This window comes from Sanguibacter sp. 25GB23B1 (assembly GCF_040012415.1).
Classification (GTDB): domain Bacteria; phylum Actinomycetota; class Actinomycetes; order Actinomycetales; family Cellulomonadaceae; genus Sanguibacter.
Genome location: NZ_JBDYKL010000023.1, coordinates 35,859 through 53,137, shown reverse-complemented (window position 1 = coordinate 53,137; position 17,279 = coordinate 35,859). Strand labels below are relative to the sequence as shown.

17 protein-coding genes and 1 tRNA gene are annotated in these 17,279 nt (G+C 71.6%); 12 read left to right on the top strand and 6 right to left on the bottom strand.

What is annotated here, in order from left to right:
• Positions 1–40: 40 nt before the first annotated feature.
• Positions 41–640, top strand: a complete 600-nt coding sequence (gene recR, locus ABKW26_RS13235; RefSeq protein ID WP_348594234.1) for a recombination mediator RecR — start codon at positions 41–43, stop codon at positions 638–640.
• Positions 641–757: 117 nt separating this feature from the next.
• Positions 758–1,366 carry a DUF5063 domain-containing protein gene (locus ABKW26_RS13230; RefSeq protein WP_348594233.1) on the top strand — a complete coding sequence of 203 codons (609 nt, stop codon included), beginning with the start codon at positions 758–760 and terminating at the stop codon, positions 1,364–1,366.
• Positions 1,367–1,369: 3 nt separating this feature from the next.
• On the opposite strand, the gene ABKW26_RS13225 is transcribed toward ABKW26_RS13230, so the two are convergent.
• Positions 1,370–2,479, bottom strand: a complete 1,110-nt coding sequence (locus ABKW26_RS13225; RefSeq protein ID WP_348594232.1) for an ABC transporter permease — start codon at positions 2,477–2,479, stop codon at positions 1,370–1,372.
• Positions 2,476–3,540: an ABC transporter ATP-binding protein gene (locus tag ABKW26_RS13220; RefSeq protein ID WP_348594231.1), complete on the bottom strand. Its 1,065-nt coding sequence runs from the start codon at positions 3,538–3,540 to the stop codon at positions 2,476–2,478. Before ABKW26_RS13220 ends, ABKW26_RS13225 begins: the two co-directional genes overlap by 4 nt.
• 89 nt (positions 3,541–3,629) lie before the next feature.
• Between ABKW26_RS13220 and ABKW26_RS13215 the strand changes: the two genes are divergently transcribed.
• The 9 genes from ABKW26_RS13215 (at position 3,630) to ABKW26_RS13175 (ending at position 12,818) form a co-directional block, all read left to right on the top strand.
• Entirely contained in the window at positions 3,630–4,409 is a 780-nt protein-coding gene (locus ABKW26_RS13215) for a TSUP family transporter (protein WP_348594258.1), read from the top strand.
• Positions 4,410–4,562: 153 nt separating this feature from the next.
• Entirely contained in the window at positions 4,563–5,855 is a 1,293-nt protein-coding gene (locus tag ABKW26_RS13210) for an aspartate kinase (RefSeq protein ID WP_348594230.1), read from the top strand.
• Positions 5,852–6,934 carry an aspartate-semialdehyde dehydrogenase gene (locus tag ABKW26_RS13205; protein ID WP_348594229.1) on the top strand — a complete coding sequence of 361 codons (1,083 nt, stop codon included), beginning with the start codon at positions 5,852–5,854 and terminating at the stop codon, positions 6,932–6,934. Before ABKW26_RS13210 ends, ABKW26_RS13205 begins: the two co-directional genes overlap by 4 nt.
• A gap of 204 nt (positions 6,935–7,138) precedes the next feature.
• Complete coding sequence (locus ABKW26_RS13200) at positions 7,139–8,296, top strand: hypothetical protein (RefSeq protein WP_348594228.1); 1,158 nt, start codon at positions 7,139–7,141, stop codon at positions 8,294–8,296.
• An 88-nt stretch (positions 8,297–8,384) separates the two neighbouring features.
• Positions 8,385–8,972, top strand: coding sequence for a sigma-70 family RNA polymerase sigma factor (locus ABKW26_RS13195; RefSeq protein WP_348594227.1), 588 nt, complete (start codon positions 8,385–8,387; stop codon positions 8,970–8,972).
• Positions 8,969–10,612: a hypothetical protein gene (locus ABKW26_RS13190; protein WP_348594226.1), complete on the top strand. Its 1,644-nt coding sequence runs from the start codon at positions 8,969–8,971 to the stop codon at positions 10,610–10,612. Before ABKW26_RS13195 ends, ABKW26_RS13190 begins: the two co-directional genes overlap by 4 nt.
• Before the next feature lie 134 nt (positions 10,613–10,746).
• Entirely contained in the window at positions 10,747–11,115 is a 369-nt protein-coding gene (locus tag ABKW26_RS13185; protein ID WP_348594256.1) for a GntR family transcriptional regulator, read from the top strand.
• On the top strand, positions 11,112–12,095 hold the full coding sequence (locus ABKW26_RS13180; RefSeq protein WP_348594225.1) for an ABC transporter ATP-binding protein: 984 nt from the start codon (positions 11,112–11,114) through the stop codon (positions 12,093–12,095). Before ABKW26_RS13185 ends, ABKW26_RS13180 begins: the two co-directional genes overlap by 4 nt.
• Before the next feature lie 3 nt (positions 12,096–12,098).
• Positions 12,099–12,818 carry a hypothetical protein gene (locus ABKW26_RS13175; RefSeq protein WP_348594224.1) on the top strand — a complete coding sequence of 240 codons (720 nt, stop codon included), beginning with the start codon at positions 12,099–12,101 and terminating at the stop codon, positions 12,816–12,818.
• Positions 12,819–12,822: 4 nt separating this feature from the next.
• On the opposite strand, the gene ABKW26_RS13170 is transcribed toward ABKW26_RS13175, so the two are convergent.
• Positions 12,823–13,320 carry an NUDIX domain-containing protein gene (locus ABKW26_RS13170; protein ID WP_348594223.1) on the bottom strand — a complete coding sequence of 166 codons (498 nt, stop codon included), beginning with the start codon at positions 13,318–13,320 and terminating at the stop codon, positions 12,823–12,825.
• Positions 13,321–13,585: 265 nt separating this feature from the next.
• On the opposite strand from ABKW26_RS13170, the gene ABKW26_RS13165 reads away from it, so the two are divergent.
• Positions 13,586–14,692, top strand: coding sequence for a 3-deoxy-7-phosphoheptulonate synthase (locus tag ABKW26_RS13165; protein WP_348594222.1), 1,107 nt, complete (start codon positions 13,586–13,588; stop codon positions 14,690–14,692).
• A gap of 5 nt (positions 14,693–14,697) precedes the next feature.
• Here ABKW26_RS13165 and ABKW26_RS13160 read toward each other — a convergent pair whose 3' ends face one another.
• From ABKW26_RS13160 to ABKW26_RS13150, 3 genes are all read right to left on the bottom strand, one after another.
• Positions 14,698–16,032 (bottom strand): glycoside hydrolase family 15, encoded by a 1,335-nt coding sequence (locus ABKW26_RS13160; protein ID WP_348594221.1) that lies wholly within the window; start codon positions 16,030–16,032, stop codon positions 14,698–14,700.
• A gap of 122 nt (positions 16,033–16,154) precedes the next feature.
• Positions 16,155–16,231, bottom strand: a tRNA-Pro gene (locus ABKW26_RS13155).
• 133 nt (positions 16,232–16,364) lie between these two features.
• Positions 16,365–17,210: a metallophosphoesterase gene (locus tag ABKW26_RS13150; RefSeq protein WP_348594255.1), complete on the bottom strand. Its 846-nt coding sequence runs from the start codon at positions 17,208–17,210 to the stop codon at positions 16,365–16,367.
• Positions 17,211–17,279: the final 69 nt, after the last annotated feature.

The following is a 17,279-nucleotide window of genomic DNA, read 5'->3' as shown; positions in this document are numbered from 1 at the left end:
GACGGCCCGCCCGCACCCGGGAGCCGCATAGGCTGGGGGCATGTATGAAGGCGTGGTCCAGGACCTGATCGACGAGCTCGGGCTGCTGCCCGGCATCGGCCCCAAGAGTGCGCAGCGCATCGCGTTCCACCTGCTCGCGGCAGACGGCGGCGACGTCCGGCGGCTCGTCGACGCGCTCACCGAGGTGAAGGCCCGCGTCCGGTTCTGCGAGATCTGCGGGAACGTCGCCGAGTCCGAGCAGTGCCGCGTGTGCCGCGACCCGCGCCGCTCACCTGCAGTCATCTGCGTGGTCGAGGAGCCCAAGGACGTCGTCGCCGTCGAGCGCACGCGAGAGTTCCGCGGCCGGTACCACGTGCTCGGCGGAGCCATCAACCCGATCGACAACGTCGGACCCGACGACCTCCGGATCAAAGAGCTCCTCACGCGCCTCGCCGACGGCGTGGTGCAGGAGGTCATCCTCGCGATGGACCCGAACGTCGAGGGCGAGGCCACAGCGACCTACCTCGCACGCCTGCTCGGCCCGATGGGCCTGCGCGTGACGCGCCTGGCCTCCGGCCTGCCCGTCGGCGGCGACCTCGAGTATGCGGACGAGGTCACGCTCGGCCGAGCGTTCGAGGGTCGCCGCGTCGTCGGCGGCTGAACCACCCCGCACCACGCTGCCCGTTCCCGTACGTTCGCGCTGCGCCCCCTCGCCGGGGGACACTGGAGAGACGACGCCAGGCAGACCTGCCGGCGTCCGGAGCCTGGAGACGACCTGATGACTGACGAGACCACGCCGGAGCACGGGACCGTGGGCGACAGCCCGGTGCACGACGCGGCAGACCTGCGATCCGTGGCCGCTGCCGTCGTGCCGCAGGCCAAGCGCTTCCTCCAGACGTGCGCCGAGGTCGCCTCCGGCGGCGCACCGGACGCGGCGATCCCGCTCCTCCTCCTGGCGACGTCCGACATCCTCGGCGCCGGCGCCCGCCTGGGCGCGATGATCGACGTGGTCCCGTCCGAGCGCTTCGAGCCGGACGACGGCGAAGAGCTCGACCTCGACCCGCTGCGCGTCGGGCTCGCGAAGGTTCTCGACGGCCTCGACGAGTACGTCGAGGTCATCGACCCCGTCCTCGGCCCCGACCTCGGGGGAGCGAGCCTCTCGGCCGACCTCACGACGATCGCGTCGGCCCTCACCCAGGGCCTGCAGCACTACGACGCAGGCAACACCATCGAAGCCCTCTGGTGGTGGCAGTTCTCCTACCTGTCCTCCTGGGGCGAGCGGGCCGCGAGCGCCCTGCGCGTGCTGCAGCTGATCCTCGGTCACCTCCGCCTCGACGTCGACGACGACGTCGCGGCCGAGGCGGAGTACGACGCGCTCCAGTCCTGACGCTCAGGCGACGCGGGTCCCGCGGGCCAGCTTGCGCTGCGGGATCCGGATGCGCCGGACCGTGAGGGCCACGGACCCGGCGCCGAGCAGGACGTAGAACACGAGACCGAGCGGCCACACGGGTGCAGTCGACGGGTCTTCGTCCTCGATCCCGGAGATCTCTGACGGGCAGGTGGTGTACGGCTCGCCCTGCCCGGCACGCATCTCGCGGACGCCGTCACGGATCGCGGCGAGCGGGTTGGCGCCGTCGTCGCCGAAGACCTCCCCGCCCGGTGACGCGTCGGCCACCATGACGAACGGGTTGATGGCGAGAAGCCACCAGGTCCGCTCGGTGTGCACCTCGCTGCGCGTGTACGTCTCCCACACGCACTCGGTGACCTCGCCCGTGTCGGAGTCGTAGGCCGAGGCCTGCTGGACCCGGACGGTCTCCTCGCTCGTCATGGGGATGAGCGTGAGGAGGAAGAGGATGAACGAGAAGAACGACACCCCGGCGACCACGAGGTAGGAGAGCATCGTCGACCCGCTCGTCTTGGTGACGAGCGAGGACAGCGCGAGGCTGAACGCGCACACGACCGCGAGGATGAGGCTGAGCAGCAGCAACGTCGTCACGACGGCCAGGACGGGGACGCCGCCGGCGAAGAAGGCCCACACGATGAACGGGATGCTCACGGCGAGGAACGCGAGCGCGGCGCACCATCCGGCGAGGAGCTTGCCCAGGGTGATCTCCAGCGGCGTGAGGAGCGTGACCTGGAGGATGGCGAGGGTACCGGCGTTGCGGTCCCCGTTGATGGCGGTCGAGCTGAGCGTCGGGGTGACGAGGAGGCCGACGAAGAGGATGAAGAAGACGTTGAGGCCGAAGATCAGTGGGCCGGTCCTGATCTCGCCGTAGCTCGACCCGAAGGACGCGGCCGTGCTGATGAGGATCGAGATGCCGCCGACGACGACGAACCAGACGATGAGCGCGGTCTTCCACCGCGTCGACCGGATGCGCTGCGTGAGCTCGAGGCGCGCCACGGTACGCACCCCGTGCCAGGAGAGCGACCAGTCGCCGCGGTCGGCAGGTCCTGGGGCGGTAGTCCCGTAGGCGGACGGCTGGGCGGGAGGGTAGGTCACCGGCGCTCCTCGTTGAGGGAGAGATACGTCTGCTCGAGCGCGCCGCCCGAGGGCGCGAGGGACACGACGGGCACGCCGGCCGTGACGCTGTCGCGCAGCAGTCGCGACGCGGCCTCCTCGCCGGCGAGCTGGAGGACGAGCGAGCCGTCGGGCTGGTCGACGTAGGGGACGTGGACCGACCGCAGCCACGCGTGGAGGGGCTCCGGGGTCATGGCCTTCATCCGCCACGTGCGGTGGGCGGTGCGCGCGTCGGCGACGGACTCGCTCACCACCGTGCGGCCCCCGGAGATGAAGACGGCGTCGTCGACCATCTCGTCGAGCTCGGTGAGGATGTGGCTCGAGATGAGGACGGTCGTGCCCGCGGCGGCGATGGCTCGCACGAGGGTGCGCAGCTCGATGCGTGAGCGTGGGTCGAGGCCGTTGGCCGGCTCGTCGAGGATGAGGACCGACGGGCTGTGGACGAGCGCCCGCGCGAGGCCGAGGCGCTGCTTCTGCCCGCGGGACTGCACGTGCGCGGGCTGGTCGGCGAGCTCGGCGAGGTGCACGGTCGTCAGGAGCTCGGCGGCACGCTGCTTGGCGTACCCGGCCGGCAGCCGGTAGGTGGCCCCGGTGGTCTCGAGCACCTCGCGGGCCGTGAGCGAGTCCCACGTCCCGAAGACGTCCGGCATCCATCCGACGCGCGAGCGTGCCGCGTAGTTCTGGGTGACGGGGTCCATGCCGTCGATGAAGATGCGTCCCGCGTCGGGGACGAGCAGCCCGGCGAGCATGAGCATGAGGGTCGTCTTGCCGGAGCCGTTGGGTCCGATGAGCGCGGTGACGGCACCGCGTCGTGCGAGCACCTGGACGTCCTCGACGGCGCGCACGCTCCCGAACGTCCGCTGCACGCCCTGGGCGATGACGCCGTACTCGACCGGCGTGACCGTCGACGGGTACCCGACCGGGCCCTGGGTCGCCGTCGGATCGGCAGGCGTCTTGCTCAGCGACGGGTAGCCGGACGCCGTGTCGGTCGGCGGCGCAGGGGGCACCGGGATGGGCGGGGAGGGCGGCTCTGCGCTCGTCATGCCCAGAGCGTAGCGACAATCGGCACCGGAGCCGCCGCCGCGCGCCGTCGCCGTGGTAGGACTGGCCGGTGGACAGCGCAGGTTTCGAGATGGGTGGGCTCGACGTCGGTGCCACCACCCTCGTCGCCCTCGTCCTCGCCGGCCTCCTCGCGGGCTGGATCGACGCGGTGGTCGGCGGAGGCGGGCTCATCCAGCTCCCGGCGCTCCTCCTTGTCCCCGGGATCACACCGGTCCAGGCCCTCGCGACGAACAAGCTCGGCAGCATCATGGGCACCTCGGTCAGCGCGATCACGTACTACCGGCGCGTCGGCCCGGACCTGCGGACGGCAGGCCCGATGGCGCTCGCGGCGTGCGTCGGAGCGTTCGGTGGTGCCGTGCTCGCCTCGCAGATCCCGGCGGACCTCTTCACCCCGATCATCCTCACCGTGCTCGTCGGCGTCGCCGCGTACACGTGGCTGCGACCGACCCTGGGGCACACCGACGAGCTGCGGTGGGAGGGCAACGGGCACCGCTGGGCCGCGGCCGGGATCGGTGTCGTCATCGGCGCCTACGACGGCCTCCTCGGTCCCGGTACCGGGACGTTCCTCGTCATCGCACTCGTGAGCGTCCTCGGGTACGCGTTCCTCCCGGCCTCGGCGCTCGCCAAGATCACGAACTTCGCGACGAACGCCGGCGCCCTCATCTTCTTCGTCCCCGACGGCTCCGTCATCTGGGCGCTGGGCCTGTGCATCGGCGCCGCCAACCTCGTCGGCGCCTACCTGGGGGCGCGGATGGCGGTGGCGAAGGGCAGCGGCTTCGTGCGCGTCGTCTTCCTCGTCGTCGTGTCCGCGCTCATCCTCCGGCTCGGATGGCAGCTCGTCGCCGGCTGAGCCGTCGGGCACGGGCCTGCCGGCCCAGCGCCCTCGGTCCGGGATGCGGACCCGCGCGGGGCGTCGTGGCGCCCAGCGTAGGATCGTGGCTTCGGACAGCACCTGGTGGACGTTTAGATCAACGGGACCAGAACAGTAACGGAGCACATCTTCATGGCACTCATCGTGCAGAAGTACGGCGGATCGTCGGTCTCGGACGCCGAGAGCATCAAACGGGTCGCAAAGCGGATCGCGGAGTCCAGACGGGCGGGCAACGACGTCGTCGTCGTCGTCTCGGCCATGGGGGACACGACCGACGAGCTCATCGACCTCGCCCAGCAGATCACGCCGCTGCCCCCCTCCCGCGAGATGGACATCCTCCTCACCGCCGGTGAGCGGATCTCCATGTCGCTCCTGGCGATGGCGATCAACAACCTCGGCGTCAAGGCGAAGTCCTTCACCGGCCAGCAGGCCGGAGTCATCACCGACGCGGTCCACGGCAAGGCGCGCATCGTCGACGTCGTGCCCGGACGCATCCGCGAGACGATCGAGAAGGGCTCCGTCGCGATCGTCGCGGGGTTCCAGGGCGTCACGCAGAGCACCAACGACGTCACGACGCTCGGTCGCGGCGGCTCGGACACGACCGCCGTCGCGCTCGCGGCGGGCCTCGGTGCGGACGTCTGCGAGATCTACACCGACGTGGACGGCGTCTTCACCGCCGACCCGCGCATCGTCCCCAGCGCCCGGAAGATCGACCGCATCACCTACGAGGAGATGCTCGAGATGGCGGCGTCGGGCGCCAAGGTCCTCGTGCTGCGGTGCGTCGAGTACGCCCGCCGGTACGGCGTGCCCATCCATGTGCGGTCCTCGTTCTCCGGCAAGGACGGCACGCTTGTCACGAACATCCCTCCGGCCGTCGAGGCCGGATCGAGCGAGGTAGAGGTAGCGATGGAAGCCCCGATCATCTCCGGTGTGGCGCACGACCGCAGCGAGGCAAAGATCACCGTCGTCGGCGTCCCGGACGTTCCCGGCACCGCGGCCCGGACCTTCGAGGTCGTGGCGAGCGCGGGGGCGAACATCGACATGATCGTCCAGAACGTCTCGGCCGCGTCGACCGGGCTGACGGACATCTCCTTCACGCTCCCCGAGGGCGACGGCCAGCTCGCGATGACGGCCCTCAACGCGATGCAGGGCGAGATCGGCTTCGGCTCGCTCCAGTACGACGACCAGATCGGCAAGGTCTCGCTCGTCGGCGCCGGGATGAAGTCCCACCCGGGCGTCTCCGCGAAGCTCTTCGGTGCGCTGCGCGACGCCGGCATCAACATCGAGATGATCACCACCTCGGAGATCCGCATCTCCGTGGTCACGCGGGAGGACAGCCTGGACGACGCCGTCCGCGCCGTCCACACGGCGTTCGAGCTGGACGGAGACGGCGAGGCCGTCGTGTACGGAGGGACCGGACGATGAGCGCGACCACCAGCGAGACCCAGGGCGTGGGCGGCGTACGCGTCGCCGTCGTCGGTGCGACCGGCCAGGTGGGCGCGGTCATCCGCCGTCTCCTCGACGAGCGCGGCTTCCCCGTCGCGAGCATCCGCTACTTCGCGTCTGCCCGCTCTGCCGGGTCGACCCTTCCGTGGAAGGGCGAGGACGTCGTCGTCGAGGACGCGGAGACCGCGGACCTCTCCGGCATCGACGTCGCACTCTTCTCGGCCGGGGGAGCGACCTCGAAGGCGCAGGCCCCGCGCTTCGCGGCGGCGGGCGCGGTCGTCGTCGACAACTCGTCCGCGTGGCGCATGGACCCCGACGTCCCGCTCGTCGTGGCCGAGGTCAACCCGGAGGCGATCGACGATGCCCGCAAGGGCATCATCGCCAACCCGAACTGCACGACGATGGCTGCGATGCCGGTCCTCAAGCCGCTCACGGACGAGGCGGGGCTCGAGCGGCTGATCGTCGCGACCTACCAGGCGGTGTCCGGTTCCGGGCTCGCCGGTGCGAGCGAGCTCGAGAGCCAGGCGCGCGCGGCTGTCGAGCAGGACGTCGTCGGTCTCGTCCACGACGGCAGCGCGGTGTCGTTCCCCGACCCGGTGAAGTACGTGAAGAACATCGCGTTCAACGTCATCCCGCTCGCCGGGTCGATCGTCGACGACGGGTCCGAGGAGACGGACGAGGAGCAGAAGCTCCGCAACGAGTCGCGCAAGATCCTCTCGCTCCCCGACCTCGCCGTCGCCGGGACGTGCGTGCGCGTGCCGGTCTTCACGGGGCACTCCCTCGCGATCCACGCGGAGTTCTCCCAGGCGATCACACCCGACCGCGCCCGCGAGATCCTCGCGGACGCGCCGGGCGTGCAGCTGACCGACGTGCCGACCCCGCTCGACGCGGCCGGAGCGGACCCGAGCCTCGTCGGCCGGATCCGGGTCGACCAGTCCGTCCCCGGCGGGCGCGGCCTCGTGCTCTTCGTGAGCAATGACAACCTCCGCAAGGGTGCCGCGCTCAACGCGGTGCAGATCGCGGAGCTCGTCGCGGCGAAGATCGCCGCTCGGGTCTGACGCACTCGACCCGAAGGACCGTCACCGCGGATGCGGTGGCGGTCCTTCGTCGTTCTCGCTGCGGTCCCCGGCGCGAGCAGGTCTTCTCGGCACGCGGGAGAAGCAGTCGGCGTCGGCGCTCAACGTTCTGGCCTCGAGAAGCGTCTATGTCAGTGACACCCTCCGCCGCGCCCGTGACGTCGCGCCGACCTCGAGGAGCACGGCATGATCAGCATCCTGCGCGACGCCCTGGCCGGGCCGGCCGCTCCGGCCGACGGGGCGAGCGCTCGGCCCACCCCCGCCCGCCGACGTCGAGCGACGATCCTCGTCGGCGCGACCTGCCTCGTCCTCGTCACGGCGGGTGCCGCCGCCGCGGGCCTGGACGTGCTCGGGCGCGGGAGCGCCGTGACCCTCGACCGCACCGTCTCGGGGGAGAGCCCTCCGCCCGCGCCAGGGACACCGGTAGATCCAGAGACGTCTCCGGTCGCCGCGCTCCCGGCGCTCGACCCGGCCGCAACCTTCCCGCAGTGCGGTGCCCCCGTCGAGTCCCCGCGACCCGACCCCGAGATCGGGTGGAGGGGCGGAGACGGCCTGCGCCACCAGCCGGTCGACGCGAGCGGACGGTCCGAGGTCTCGCTGACGCCGACCGCGTACGGGTCGTCGGTGACGGTCTACCCGACGACAGCACCCGCGCTCGCGATCGTCCGGGACGGGGTCGTCGTCGGCACATCGATGCCTGACGGGCAGGTCTGGGTCCCGGCATCACCGCCCCAGGACCTGGTCTCCGGTGACGAGGTGGTCGGCACCGTCCTGTACCGCGCGTGCTCGCCCGGGACGGCGGACGCTGGTCTGCTGCCTGCTGGTCACTACTCGCTCTGGGCGAGCCAGACGTTCTACGTCACGGAGCGCGCCGTCTCGCCACCCGGGGGTGGCCCGCTCGTCCCGGAGGACGCCGACGAGGAGGTCGTCGCTCTCTCGCGGGTCACCGATGTGTGGATCGGTGCGGACGGTGGCCCGGTGGCCAACCCCGGCCCGACGGCCGGATGGCCGACCGCAGTCCCGGAAGACGTCCTCGTCCAGCCGTCGGCGGACGCGCGCACGGTCGTCTGGGTCGACGCCGCGACGTTCGGCGACCCGAACCGTCGTGGCGTCGTCGACGAGGCACAGGAGAAGCTTGCGGCCGTGGGATACGGCGGGTCGCCCCTGCCGTTCATGTGCCAGAAGGACGCTGCTGAGCAGCTCGGGATCGGCGCCGGGGTGGTCGGCGGGACCGGTGCTGCGGTCGTCTTCGCGACCCGTGGTGAGGCTGCGGCCTTCGTCGAGCTCTTCGCGCACCCCGTGCGGGCGGTGGTGGAGGGAGTCGTGTTCTGCGACTTCTCCTGAGGTCGGGCTGACCGACCGACCCAACCTTTCGGCCCCGTCGAGCGTCTACCTCTGTGACATCCTCCTCCAGACCGACGACAGGCAGGCCATGGCTGACTGGGAGCACGACCTCACCGAGCTGGTGCGGACACGACATCGCGCGCTGGCGGGGCACGCGTTCTTGCTGTGCGGCAACGCCAAGGACGCGGAGGACCTCGTCCAGGACGCGTTGGTGAAGGTCTACGAGGCCGGACGCAGGCCTGGCTCGACCGCGAGCCCCACCGAGGCGTACGTCCGCCGGGCGATGGTCACGCTGTACGTCGACGGCTACCGTCGCAGGCGCCGCTGGTCCGGCGTCCGGCACCTCGTCGGTCAGCGAGAGACGCAGCGCAGCCGTGACGACGCGACCGTCGAGAGCATCGCCGTCGCCACCGCACTCGAGGCGTTGACACCCCGCCAGCGCGCCTGCGTGGTCCTGCGCTACTTCGACGACCTCACCGTCCCCCAGGTCGCGGAAGAGCTCGACTGCGCCGTGGGAACCGTCAAGCGGCACCTGCACGACGCCCGCAAGCACCTCCACGACCTCCTCGGCCCGATCGACGAGGACCTCGACATCCTCGGCTCCAGCCCTGAAGGTCCCGCCCACGACGCCCACCGCATGCTTCACGTCGCACCGACCCCGAGGAGCACGTCATGACCCGCAACCTGCGCGACGAGCTGTCTGCCCTGGCCGACGAGGGCGTCGGACAGATGTCCGCCCCCGACGGGCTCGCTGAGCGGATGGGTGCACTGTTCGCCCACGCCCGGCGCCGCCGTCCGGTGATCGTCGTCGGCGCGACCGTTCTCGTCCTCGCCTCAGCGGGAGCGGCCGCCGCAGGTATCGCCCTGCTCCGGGACGAGCCCCCGGCGTTCCCCGACCGGATCACGCAGGGAGCGGCTGCGCCCCAGGCGTCGACAGGCCTGGCCTGCGGGAGGGCACCGGGAGAGCTGCAGCCCTCCGTGGTGCCGATGGAGCTCGTGGCCGAGGACCCCGAGGGCGTGCAGCCGACGGCCTTCGCTGCTCCGCTCGACCCGGAGGAGCGGTCCTGGCCGACGGTCTGGGCGACCAGCACGACGACGGCAGACCTCGCCGTCACGATGAGCGACACGGTCGGGACATACCTCGTCCGGGACGGGATCGTCGTCGCCGCGCCCGATCGGGCGGGCACGACGACGGACACCACCGCGTCACCGGGCGTCGGCATCGCCACCCCGGTCGCCCCACCGGTCATGTGCGACGGCAGCGCCACACCCGCCGGGACGTACGTGGCGTACGGCTCGCTCGAGGTCACCGTCCACGGTGGCGACTCCGCCGGGACCTACGACATCGTGGGTGGGCCCTGGACCGTGGTGCTCGAGTCGACCGGAGAGGCGTCCGCGACCCCGGACGAGCCCCCGGCCTCGGTGCTCCCGGCGCTCGACCCGTCGGCGACGTTCCCGCAGTGCGGCGCCCCCGTCGTCGCACCCCGCCCCGACCCGGAGATCACGTGGACGGGCGGATACGGCCTGTGGGACATTCCGGTCGACCCGGCCGGACGATCCACCGTCTCGCTCACCCCGTCCGTCTTCGGCGGGACGGTGACCGGCTACCCGACGACCACGACCGCGCTCGCGATCGTCAAGGACGGGGTGGTCGTCGGTACGTCGATGCCCGGCGGTCCGGTCGGGGTCGCGGCATCGCCGCCCACGGACCTCACGGTCGGCTCCGAGGCCGCAGGGACGGTGCTCTACCGCGCGTGCTCGCCCGGGACGGCGGACGCGGGACCGTTGCCTGAAGGGCGCTACTCGCTCTGGGCGAGCCAGACGTTCCACCTCACCGAGCGCGCCGTCTCGCCGCCCGGAGGTGGTCCTGCCGTCCCGCAGGTCGTCGACGAGGACGCTCTGGCCTTCGCCCGCGTCACTACCGTGGCGATCGGCCCGGAGGGTGGGCCCGTGGTCGATCCCGGACCTGCAGCAGGATGGCCTGCCGCGATCCCGGAGGATGTCGCCCTCGCGGAGCCGGCCGACGCGCTCGCGGTGGTCTGGGTCGATGCGGCTGCGCTCGACGACCCGAGCTACGGCGCGATCGTCGGAGAGGCCCAGGAGAAGCTCGCGTCGGTCGGATACGCGGGTGCGCCACTACCACTCATGTGCCAGGCGGCGGCCGCCGAACAACTCGGCATCGCCGCCGGGCCGAACGGTGGAACGGGTGCCGCGGTGATCTTCGCGACGCGGGCGGAGGCCGACGCGTTCGTCGAGCTGTTCGAGCATCCCGTGCGCGCGGTGGTCGAGGCTGACGTGTTCTGTCACTTCAGCTGACCGCGACGGCAGGGGCCGCGACCGGATCCTCGGTCGCGGCCCCCGTCGTGAGCCGGGCCTTGCGCCTTGCGGACTACAGTGGTTCACTAGTTAGGTAACGAACCATTGGAGCGAGAGACGTGGGAGGGGTGACGATGTTCGACGGCCGGGACCCCATCTACCTGCAGATCGCCGACCAGGTCCGTCGCGACGTGCTCTCGGGAGCGATCCGTGAGGGAGAGCAGGTCATGTCGACCACCCAGTACGCCACGACGTACCGCATCAACCCCGCCACCGCTGCCAAGGCGTTCGCGATCCTCGTCGACGAGGGCGTGCTCTACAAGCAGCGCGGTGTCGGCATGTTCGTCGCCGCCGGCGCAGCGGAGCAGCTGCGACGCGCGCACCGTGCCGACTACTTCAAGGTCGTCCTCCAGCCCGCACTGGACCAGGCGACAGCGCTCGGCATCACGCCTGACGAGATCGTCGAGCACATCCGATCCGCAGCCGAAGGAGCGCGATCATGACGCACGCCACGAACCCTGATGCCACGCCCGTCGGCCCGTCGGCGGACCCCGTCCCGGGCTTCCGCCTCCAGATGGAGGACGCCCGGGTGCGCTTCGGTCCGCCCGCTCTCGACGGCCTGTCTCTCGACCTCGCACCCGGCGTCATCCACGGCCTGCTCGGCCGCAACGGTTCCGGCAAGACGACCGCGCTGTCGCTCGCCGCAGGCTTTCGCCGTCCGAGCGGTGGACGCGTCCTCGTCGACGGCGAAGACCCCTTCGAGAACCCTCGCATCGCCGAGGGCGTGTGCTTCGTCCGCGAGAGCGGCGACATGCTCACCGACGAGAAGGTCCGCGACAACCTCGCCTTCTTCGCGCAGATGCGGCCGGCCTTCGACCGCGAGTACGCCGAGAGCCTCGCGGACGTCTTCCAGCTCGACCGGAAGGCGAAGGTCAAGTCGCTCTCGCGCGGACAGCAGTCGGCGCTGGGCGCTGTCGTCGGCCTCGCCACGCGCGCGCCGCTCACCATCCTCGACGAGGTCTACCTCGGCATGGACGCACCCTCGCGCTATGCGTTCTACGACGCCCTCCTCGCCGACTACGTCACGCACCCCCGCACGTTCGTGCTGTCCAGCCACCTCATCGGCGAGCTCGAGCGACTGCTCGAGAGCGTCGCCATCCTCCACCGTGGCCGACTGCTCCTGGCCGACGACGTCGCGTCGCTCCGCTCCCGCGGTGCCACCCTCACCGGACCGTTCGCGGCCGTGGACACCCTCGTCCACGGTGCGCGGCTCACGGTCGTCAACCGGCAGGAGCTGGGGCGCACCAGCCAGGTCACGGTCTTCGGTGTGCTGCCGCCCGACGTCACCGAGCAGGCGCGGGCGCTCGACGTCGAGGTCGGCCCGGTCGGGCTGCAAGACCTCTTCGTGCACATCACGACGGACACCGAGGCCGACCGCACGGGGCAGACCGCCCCGGTGCTCAGCACCGCCAAGGAGGCATGAGTCATGAGATCCCTCGAACGAGCCCAGGCCGTCCGCTCCTTCAAGCGGCTCATGGAGGTCGAGCTGTTCGTCGCCGCCTGGCTGTGGGGCACCGGCGTGGTGGTCGTCGCCGTGATCCTCACGATCGTCGACCGGCTCGGCACGGTCAACGCGTCCGCGTTCTCCGTGGGGTCGCAGGTCGGCATGTGGTTCTGCTTCGCCATATCGGTCCTCGCGACGACGCAGTACCTCCCGATCCATGTCGCCGCGGGGACGACCCGCCGCGCGTTCGTCGTCGCCTCGATCGCAGCGGCGCTCCTCACGGCGGTCGTCTACGCGGTAGTCCTGACGACGCTCCTCCAGGTCGAGCGCGCCGTGTTCGACGCCTTCGGCTGGGCGTACAGCTATGCGGACGGTCAGCTGTTCAGCTCCACGGACCAGCTCCTCGCGGTCCTCGGTCAGTACGCGCTCGTCTTCGCCGGGGGCGGGCTCGGCGGGCTGCTCGTCGGCATCGTCTACTACCGCGGTGGCGCGGCGATCGGGACCCTCGCGCTCCTCGTGACGGTCACGCCGGTCCTCCTCGTGGCCGCGGTCGTGAACGACGGTCCGCCGGTGTGGCGAGCGGTGCCGTTGCCCGACGGCTCCGGTGCCCGGGTCGGGCTGGTGATCGTCATCCTCGTCCTCGTGACCGCCGCCTACCGGCTCGTGGCGCGGCGCGTGCCGATCACGCCCGCGATGGGGTGAACCGTCAGCGGGCGAAGCGTGGGCCGGCCGACGGGTCGGCGAGATACGCGAGAGTCCACGCGATCCGGTCCTGCGAGGACGGAGCGAGGCCCTCGGGCAGCGCGTCGGGGGAGAACCACCCGACCGCGAGCGACTCGTCGTCCGCGACGTGCGCGGCCGCCGCCTCGGCGGCGTCGAGCGGGCGGCACACGAAACAGAGGTCGACGTACTGCGTCTGGTCGCCGTTGTCGTAGACGATGGGTCCGGTGACGCTCAGCGCGGAGAAGGCCTCGACGTGCACGCTGACCCCCGTCTCCTCGAGCACCTCGCGGGCGAGGCCCACGGCAGGCTCTTCTCCCGGCTCGAGCACACCGCTGATGACGGTCCACAGGGCGTCGTCCGTGCGCTGGGCGAGGAGGATGCGACCCGAGGTGTCGAGCACCACCCCGCTCACTCCGGGCAGCCAGAGCATCTGGGTGCCGATGTGCTCGCGCAGGACGGTGATGAACGCAGGGATGGCCACGTCCAGAGCCTAACGCGCGCCCGTGTGCACCCAGGCGGCCGTGCTAACCTCGCACTCGTGACCGGAAATCGTTGGTATCAGCGCTTTACGCTGGCTCCTGGTGGAGCCGAGCGGGCGCGAGCCTGACCAACCTTCCACCCGGAGCCAGCACAGGGCCAGACGCGCAACGCGTCGTGGCCCTTCGTCATTCAGACGGCGGCTCCGGATACCGGCAGGCGTGCGCGGCTCCCGTCTGACGTCCTTCCCAGATTCGGAGCCTCACACCATGCCCGCTCATCTCGACTCCCACGCCGCCGCCGCACCGTCCGGCACGGACACCCCGAGCACGAACGACCTGCGTATCCGTGCGCTGGACCCGCTGCCCGCACCTGCACAGATGCTCGCCGAGCTGCCGCTCACGAGTTCGAGCGCCGCGCTCGTCGCCCGCAGCCGCGCCGAGGTCCGTGACATCCTGCGCGGAGAGGACGACCGCCTGCTCGTCATCGTCGGCCCCTGCTCCGTCCACGACCCGGCCGCGGCCCTCGACTACGCCCGCCGCCTCGCCGTGGTCGCCCAGGAGACGGCCGCCGACCTCTGCATCGTCATGCGCGTCTACTTCGAGAAGCCGCGCACGACGATCGGGTGGAAGGGCCTCATCAACGACCCCCACCTCGACGGCACGTTCGACGTGCACCACGGTCTGGCCCTGGCCCGCGAGGTGCTCCTCGGTGTCCTCGCCGAAGGTGTCCCCGCGGCGTGCGAGTTCCTCGAGCCGACGAGCCCGCAGTACATCGCCGACGCTGTCTCGTGGGGCGCCATCGGTGCCCGCAACCCCGAGAGCCAGGTCCACCGCCAGCTCGCCTCGGGCCTGTCGATGCCGATCGGCTTCAAGAACGCGACCGACGGCGACGTCCAGGCCGCGACGGACGGCTGCGTGACCGCCGCCGCCGAGCACACGTTCTTCGGTATCGACTCCGAGGGTCGCGCGGCCGCCGTCGCCACCGAGGGCAACCCCGACTGCCACGTCATCCTGCGCGGCGGCCGCAGCGGCCCCAACTACGACGACGTCTCCCTCGCTGCGGCGCTCGACGTCGTGCGCGCGGCGGACCTCGAGCCCCGCCTCGTCATCGACGCGAGCCACGGCAACTCCGGGAAGTCCCACGTGCGCCAGGCTGAGGTCGTCCGGGAGATCGCCGCGTCGGTCGCCGCGGGCAGCTCCGGGACCGCGGGGATCATGATGGAGAGCTTCATCGTCGCCGGACGGCAGGACCCGGCGCCGAGCGGCCTCACCTACGGGCAGTCCGTCACGGACGCGTGCATCGACTGGGAGACGACGACCGAGCTCCTGCAGGACCTGGCCGCGGCCACCCGAGCTCGCCGCGCGCTCGCGTAGGCGCGTCAGGCCCGCAGCGCGTCGACGGCGAGCACGACGTTCGCCGCCGTCCACGCGAGCGGAGCGACCGCGGCCGGGCTGCCGTCGTGGAGGACCTTCTCCGAGAGCGAGCCCACGGCGGTGCGGTGGTCGGCCAGCCACCGGAGAGTCGTCCGGGCGTAGTCCTGCCGGCCGCTCCCGGCCCCCGCCATCGCGAAGGAAGCCGTCTCCGGCGTCCAGCTGATGCCGTCGCGCTTCCAGCCCGCGCCGGGGGCCAGGCCTCCGGCCGGTCGCTGGAGCTCCGTCCTGGCCAGGTCGAACGCCTCGATGACCGCCGGAGGGGAGTCCGGCACGTACGGCGGCATGAGAAAGGTGACGGACGTGCAGCGGTCGGCCCCTCCGAGGTGGCGCGGGTAGCCGTCGATGCCGAACCGGTGGTGGATCGCTGCGGAGAGCTGGTCGGCCCCGCGGATCGCCGCGTCGCGGCTGCGGACGTCCCCCAGGGCTCCGAACGCGGCGACGGCACCGTGCAGCCCCGCGAGGAGGGGCGCGGCCACGCCGAGCGTCAGACGTGTCTCGCGGACCTCCCAGTAGTCGGGGGAGACCGGCGGGAGATGGTCCGGGGTGTCGATGCTCGCCAGGCTGAGCGCGAGCGAGCGGCTCATCATCGTCGAGAGCGCCTCGAGGTCCGAGCGCACGAGGTCCGCGTCCTGGCGCCCGACGAGCCGACCGCACGCCCACAGCACCCAACCGACGCCGTCGAGCTGTCGTTCGCGGTCGTCCGGCACTCCCAGACCGTCGGGCAGGTACCGCGCCTCGAACCAGCCGTCCCGGGACTGGACGTCCTGGAGGAACGTCAGCACGCCCAGCGCCTCCGCGTGGTGACCCGCGGCGGACAGCGCGGCGGCGACGTGCGAACCGTCCCGAGGCCACGTGTAACGCCACCGGGGTGACCAGGCGGCGACGCTCGCCCCGTTCGGCAGGAGCAGCGACCGGATGTCCAGCAGCGCCTGCTGGGCGAGGTCGGCAGCAGGCCCCGAGTCCTCGTCCGGGTGCGTCCACGGCGCGCTGCGCTCGAGCCAGGCGGACTCCTCGTCGAGCAGACGGGACTCCTCGGGGATGCCTGCGAGCACGCGGGTCGCCGGGACGACGAGGCCGGGGCTGCCGGTCGGCACGAGCATGCGGGTGCCGGGCCCGTCGAACGCCACCGACTCCGAGTACAGGCGGATCGTCTCGAAGCCGGCGGTGGGGCGCGCGGCCCATCCGACGCCTGCGGCGCCGAGCGCGGCGATCGACGCCCCGCCCAGGAGGAAGCCGCGCCGGGTGAGCCCCGAGCGCTCCTCGCCCTGACGTCTGGCCATGCAAGAGTCTCCCGTGATCGGTCAGCGCAATGGTCCCACACGTCGTCGTGCGGTGACCGCTCACGGCCCCGGACGCAGCAGAGGCCCTGACCGTTCGTGCTGGTCAGAGCCTCTGCTCTTGCTGGTCGGGGTGACAGGATTTGAACCTGCGACCTCGTCGTCCCGAACGACGCGCGCTACCAAGCTGCGCCACACCCCGAGCTGCTCTCCGCGCGCACGTCATCACAGACCGTTCGCTGGGGAAGCCTGCTCAGAATAGCCGACAAGTGCCCTCCGGACGAAACCGGCCAGGCATGCGGCGTTCGCCGGGGTGTCCGGTGCCCACCGAACGACTATCGAGCCGTCAACGTGAGCAGCGTGGCCTCCGGCCTGCAGGCGAAGCGCACCGGCGCGTACGGCGAGGTGCCGAGGCCGGCAGAGACGTGCATCCACGTGGAACCCGAGCCGCCGGGCTGGTCAGGACGCGCCCCGGGCCAGCCGTGCAAGCCCTTGACGCGGTGGCGGTCGAGGTCGCAGTTCGTCACGAGCGCACCGTAGAACGGCACGCAGAGCTGCCCCCCGTGGGTGTGCCCGGCGATCATGAGCTCTGCGCCGTCCGCGTGCATCTGGTCGAGCACGCGGCGGTACGGGGCATGGGTGACCCCCAGACGGAGGTCGACGGCAGGGCCGGCAGGCTCCGGCTCGACGTCGGGGAAGACGTCCCGGTCGAGGTGGGCGTCGTCGACGCCCACGAGGGCGATCCGCCGACCGTCCGCGACGACCACGTCGCGCCGGTTCGTGAGGTCCTTCCACCCGGCTGCGCGCATCGCCGACCCGAGCTCGTCGGCAGGCAGATGCACCGGCTCCACGTCGCGCCCCGTGCCCCGGGAGTCCGGGAGCAGGTAGCGGGCAGGGTTCTTGAACGACGGTGCGAAGTAGTCGTTCGAGCCCATCACGAAGGCGCCCGGGAGGGCGAGCAGGGGCTCGAGCGCACCGAGCAGCGGGGCGAGCGCGTCGCGGTGCGCCATGTTGTCGCCGGTGTCGACGACGAGGTCGGGACGCAGCGCCGCGAGGTCGCGTACCCAGTCGATCTTCGACGCCTGGGACGGGACGAGGTGGATGTCGGAGACGTGCAGGACACGCAGGTCGCGCTGCCCCGGAGGGAGCACGGGGACGGTCACCTCACGGAGCGTGAACATCCTCGTCTCGAGGTTCGCCCACGCCAGCCCCGCGAGGGCTGTTCCGACAGTGAGCCCCAGAGCCGTCGC

Excerpts from the sequence above, each read along its gene's own strand:
- recR (WP_348594234.1), top strand. The coding sequence starts at position 41 with ATGTATGAAGGCGTGGTCCAGGACCTGATCGACGAGCTCGGGCTGCTG.
- ABKW26_RS13230 (WP_348594233.1), top strand. The coding sequence starts at position 758 with ATGACTGACGAGACCACGCCGGAGCACGGGACCGTGGGCGACAGCCCG.
- ABKW26_RS13220 (WP_348594231.1), bottom strand. The coding sequence starts at position 3,540 with ATGACGAGCGCAGAGCCGCCCTCCCCGCCCATCCCGGTGCCCCCTGCG.
- ABKW26_RS13215 (WP_348594258.1), top strand. The coding sequence starts at position 3,630 with ATGGGTGGGCTCGACGTCGGTGCCACCACCCTCGTCGCCCTCGTCCTC.
- ABKW26_RS13210 (WP_348594230.1), top strand. The coding sequence starts at position 4,563 with ATGGCACTCATCGTGCAGAAGTACGGCGGATCGTCGGTCTCGGACGCC.
- ABKW26_RS13205 (WP_348594229.1), top strand. The coding sequence starts at position 5,852 with ATGAGCGCGACCACCAGCGAGACCCAGGGCGTGGGCGGCGTACGCGTC.
- ABKW26_RS13200 (WP_348594228.1), top strand. The coding sequence starts at position 7,139 with ATGATCAGCATCCTGCGCGACGCCCTGGCCGGGCCGGCCGCTCCGGCC.
- ABKW26_RS13195 (WP_348594227.1), top strand. The coding sequence starts at position 8,385 with ATGGCTGACTGGGAGCACGACCTCACCGAGCTGGTGCGGACACGACAT.
- ABKW26_RS13190 (WP_348594226.1), top strand. The coding sequence starts at position 8,969 with ATGACCCGCAACCTGCGCGACGAGCTGTCTGCCCTGGCCGACGAGGGC.
- ABKW26_RS13185 (WP_348594256.1), top strand. The coding sequence starts at position 10,747 with ATGTTCGACGGCCGGGACCCCATCTACCTGCAGATCGCCGACCAGGTC.
- ABKW26_RS13180 (WP_348594225.1), top strand. The coding sequence starts at position 11,112 with ATGACGCACGCCACGAACCCTGATGCCACGCCCGTCGGCCCGTCGGCG.
- ABKW26_RS13175 (WP_348594224.1), top strand. The coding sequence starts at position 12,099 with ATGAGATCCCTCGAACGAGCCCAGGCCGTCCGCTCCTTCAAGCGGCTC.
- ABKW26_RS13165 (WP_348594222.1), top strand. The coding sequence starts at position 13,586 with ATGCCCGCTCATCTCGACTCCCACGCCGCCGCCGCACCGTCCGGCACG.
- ABKW26_RS13160 (WP_348594221.1), bottom strand. The coding sequence starts at position 16,032 with ATGGCCAGACGTCAGGGCGAGGAGCGCTCGGGGCTCACCCGGCGCGGC.
- ABKW26_RS13150 (WP_348594255.1), bottom strand. The coding sequence starts at position 17,210 with ATGTTCACGCTCCGTGAGGTGACCGTCCCCGTGCTCCCTCCGGGGCAG.